The organism is Novacetimonas hansenii JCM 7643 (genome assembly GCF_000964405.1).
Classification (GTDB): domain Bacteria; phylum Pseudomonadota; class Alphaproteobacteria; order Acetobacterales; family Acetobacteraceae; genus Novacetimonas; species Novacetimonas hansenii.
Window position 1 is genome coordinate 1 of the sequence record NZ_BANE01000333.1, and the last position, 1,069, is coordinate 1,069.

Genomic DNA, 1,069 nt, shown 5'->3' on the forward strand with positions numbered 1-1,069 from the left:
AAACCTTTATAATTTCAGGGTGTTATCGATCCTGACTTTTCAAAAATTCTCTTAATGGGGTTCTGGCCCAAACCCCGCAAACAGTTGCCAGAACGCACCTGTAAAAGGCAGAGGCAGAGGCAGGGCCAGCACCACACCAAACCCGATCAGGATATCTGGTGCGGGTTCTGTCAGAAAGCTTCGGGAAATGCCGCCTTGCATCTGCTAAAAGGCGGCATCCGACCCCTTCACATCCCGATTGCCGGGACAGGCATCGCCCCTGCAACCTGTCACGGTTTCGTCGGCGATTCCATGGGCGGTTTTTACGCGCCCGACGCCAGTGCGCAGCCACATTCACGCGGCATGACATCTTCCGCCACTCCCCTTGCCGCGGCCTGGCACGGCCATTCCCGCAGGACGGGACGGCCCGTACGATCCCAGGCATGCAGCAATGTCTGCTTCCATTCGTCACGGATTTCGCGGGGAATCTGGCGGATTGAGCGTTTCATGGCGTGACCTCCGTCATGCAGGGGCGACATGGTCCCTGTCGATACATAACATATCGCAATCATGACGTGCGGAATGTGGATTTTTCATGAATTCGCCCCCCACCCGATCATAAGAATGTCAACCACGCCATTGCAGGCATGGGCGGGTGGGCGTGACCTACATTCCGGGGGCACCCGCACTGCCGGGGCCTGCGCCAGCCTGTTGCGGGGAACCGCCCATGCCGCCCGTCCCATCGGGATAGCTGGCCCCGCCCGGCGGTGCCGCATGCCGTCCGGCACAGGCCGCAAGCCCTGCCGAAAGCACAAGGATATACAGGATGCGCGCTGTTGCCTGTCGCATATGCTTAACTCTCCTGTTCTTGGTTAAGGAATTATTTAAAATCAATGGATTGAGGCCATGAAAACACTTCCCCACATCACGTTTCACAAACAGGGGCAGCCTGACGGGCATGCACGACCTGCCATGACTGCCGGGGGAGGAGATACGGCCGATATCAGGGCCAACGCAGGGACCAACACCGGAACCCGGAGGAGACCGAGCCAGAGCCAGAGCCAGAGCCAGAGCCAGAGCCAGAGCCAGA

General features: G+C 58.9%; 3 protein-coding genes. 1 reads left to right on the top strand and 2 read right to left on the bottom strand.

Features of this window, described 5'->3' with window-relative positions; genetic code table 11:
• Positions 1-302 precede the first annotated feature (302 nt).
• Positions 303-488, bottom strand: coding sequence for a hypothetical protein (locus B7G66_RS16125; protein WP_139312547.1), 186 nt, complete (start codon positions 486-488; stop codon positions 303-305).
• Positions 489-645: 157 nt separating this feature from the next.
• A complete protein-coding gene (locus tag B7G66_RS16130; RefSeq protein WP_003621603.1) occupies positions 646-828 on the bottom strand; it encodes a hypothetical protein in 183 nt (60 codons plus the stop codon).
• A gap of 57 nt (positions 829-885) precedes the next feature.
• Between B7G66_RS16130 and B7G66_RS18505 the strand changes: the two genes are divergently transcribed.
• On the top strand, positions 886-1,069 hold a 184-nt coding region (locus B7G66_RS18505), incomplete at its 3' end, for a hypothetical protein (RefSeq protein ID WP_206778209.1).

What these genes read in the sequence shown, in the direction of transcription:
- B7G66_RS16125 (WP_139312547.1), bottom strand. Translation starts at nt 488, where the DNA reads ATGAAACGCTCAATCCGCCAGATTCCCCGCGAAATCCGTGACGAATGG.
- B7G66_RS16130 (WP_003621603.1), bottom strand. Translation starts at nt 828, where the DNA reads ATGCGACAGGCAACAGCGCGCATCCTGTATATCCTTGTGCTTTCGGCA.